This is a genomic window from Xenorhabdus sp. PB30.3, assembly GCF_963895965.1.
Classification (GTDB): domain Bacteria; phylum Pseudomonadota; class Gammaproteobacteria; order Enterobacterales; family Enterobacteriaceae; genus Xenorhabdus; species Xenorhabdus stockiae.
Map to the genome: position 1 here is coordinate 1 of NZ_CAWQMW010000083.1, position 2,510 is coordinate 2,510.

1 protein-coding gene is annotated in these 2,510 nt (G+C 35.6%); it reads left to right on the forward strand.

All coding sequences use genetic code 11. From position 1 onward, the window contains the following. The first annotated feature begins 617 nt into the window (after nt 1-617). The gene (locus tag AACX38_RS05840; RefSeq protein ID WP_228865879.1) at nt 618-1,943 is read left to right on the forward strand and encodes an amino acid permease; all 1,326 of its coding nucleotides are present in this window, start codon (nt 618-620) and stop codon (nt 1,941-1,943) included. The last annotated feature ends 567 nt before the right edge of the window (nt 1,944-2,510 follow it).

A 2,510-nucleotide genomic window follows, 5' to 3' on the forward strand; every position in this document is an offset into this window, starting at 1 on the left:
CAAAAACACACAATGCCATTTTAAAATCATATAAATATCAGATGATTTAATTAATCATTAAATAATATTTGATAAGCATCTATTCCGTTCCGTTATTTTTATTTAAAGCGATAAATTAATGCAAGATTCTGGCGATAAATTGATACAGATTAAATAAAGCATAAAAATAAACAAATAAAATTACCCTCATCAGAACAGATGGATTTTCATCCATTTTTTATCGCTAATAAGAAAAAACTAGATTAATATTCTAAATTATATCATAATGAAAATAATAAAAAGGATTTAATACTAACAGGATGTTTTGAGCAAGTTCGGATGTGATAAAACACATCGTTTTCTCTCTGGTTGTTTAAATTTTCAATATTATAAGCAATTACAACTTCCTGATATAAAAAGAAAATGATAAACCGTTCCCATTTAGGCATAAAAATGACTCTTCCCAAAAACGTATTAAGCCAGAGTCATCCGGAAAACATTTTCTTCATAAAATTCTTTAATATCAACACACAACAATTCATTTTCTGAGCAAACAATTCTTTGGTGTTTATATGGTATGTCTCCCTGTTCTTAGCTAAACCCGACTCCAACACCAAAGAATGTAAGCGAGAACTATTATGAAAACAGCAATAAAAGGTAATCAGCCTATGTCTCATGTTTCTTCGGCAGCAAAACGAGCCAATATGACAGAAGCTGAGTGGAAACAGGCCATAAAGTTCAATGGTACTGACATGGGTTGGGTGATTATGAGTATTGGCATGGCCATAGGAGCAGGTATTGTTTTCCTTCCTGTCCAGGTTGGTCTGATGGGACTATGGGTTTTCCTGCTCTCTTCAGTTATCGGCTATCCGGCTATGTATCTTTTTCAGCGGTTATTCATTAATACACTTGCCGAATCCCCCGAATGTAAAGACTACCCCAGCATAATCGGGGGTTATCTTGGTAAAAACTGGGGAGCTTTATTAGGTGTGCTCTACTTTATTATGCTGGTAATTTGGATGTTTGTTTATTCCACTGCAATTACCAACGATAGTGCCTCATACCTACAAACCTTCGGAGTGACCGATAACTTACTCTCCAAAAATCCTTTTTATGGTCTGGCCTTAATCTGTATTTTGGTGATGATTTCTTCCCGTAGTGAGCAATTACTATTTAAAGTATCCAGCCTGATGGTAACGGTAAAATTAGTTGTTGTTGCAGCACTGGGGCTGTCCATGATTGGCATGTGGCACCTATACAATATCGGTGCACTTCCTCCTTTTTCCATGTTGATCAAAAAAGCCATTATCACGCTACCTTTCACACTGACTTCCATTTTGTTTATTCAGACACTCAGCCCAATGGTTATCTCTTATCGAAGTCATGAAAGCAACCGCGAAGTTGCCCGCTATAAGGCACTGCGGGCGATGAATATTGCCTTTGCTATCCTGTTTTGTACGGTATTTTTCTATGCCGTCTCTTTCACGCTGGCATTAGGGCACGATGAAGCAATCAAAGCTTATGAGCAAAATATTTCTGCACTTGCGATTGCCGCCCAGTTTTTCCCGGGTGGCTGGGTCATTTTTGTCAGTGTCATGCTCAATGTCTTCGCTGTCATGACCGCTTTTTTTGGTGTTTACCTCGGATTCCGCGAAGCCAGTCAGGGAATAGCCATGAACCTGCTCGGACGGTTAATGCCTGCTGCAAAAATCAATGAAAAGTGGGTCCAAAAAGGCATTATGGTATTTGCTATTTTATTGGCGTGGGGAGCTATCATTCTGAATGCCCCAGTTTTAAGTTTCACTTCTATCTGTAGCCCGATATTTGGGATTGTCGGCTGCCTCATTCCAGCCTATCTGGTTTATAAAGTCCCTAGCCTTCATCACTACAAAGGAATCTCACTGGTTTTAATTATCTTCACAGGGATCTTACTGTGTATATCTCCTTTCCTGGCCTTTTCCTGATGTGATAAAAACAGTCACTGGCTGTTTTATGATTAAGGTTTATTTACAAATAACGGCCTTCCTCTACGGAAGGTCTTTATCAGACATATCTCAATCAGCTTTTCTGTTATCTTTATGAATTTACCTCTATTACCATTTTTATAAAAATTACAACCTTTCATCCGGAATGCATATTTTATGCCGGATAAATTCATTCCTTAACTACCACAATGTATCTTGAAATCCATAAGGCATTTGTGTTATCAAATACCTCTAATAAACTATTATTGCAATGATAATAGTCATTTTTAATTAATTATAATTTATATTTATTTAATAACTCGTCCTACCTTAATAGGAATAATAAAACCATTTAGTTATTAATGAAATAATCACTTACAAAAATAGTAACAATAAATAATAGTTCTCCAATACATATCCATTGATCATTTAACACTCTACAATACTTCCATTATTGGCATTAAAGTGCCCACTATCATCATTAAATATTAAACATCAAAACAAAATATCGTATATTTGAAAAACATAAAATATTAATCCATAAAATATCATATGGAGTCTTTTTGT

What these genes read in the sequence shown, in the direction of transcription:
- AACX38_RS05840 (WP_228865879.1), top strand. Translation starts at nt 618, where the DNA reads ATGAAAACAGCAATAAAAGGTAATCAGCCTATGTCTCATGTTTCTTCG.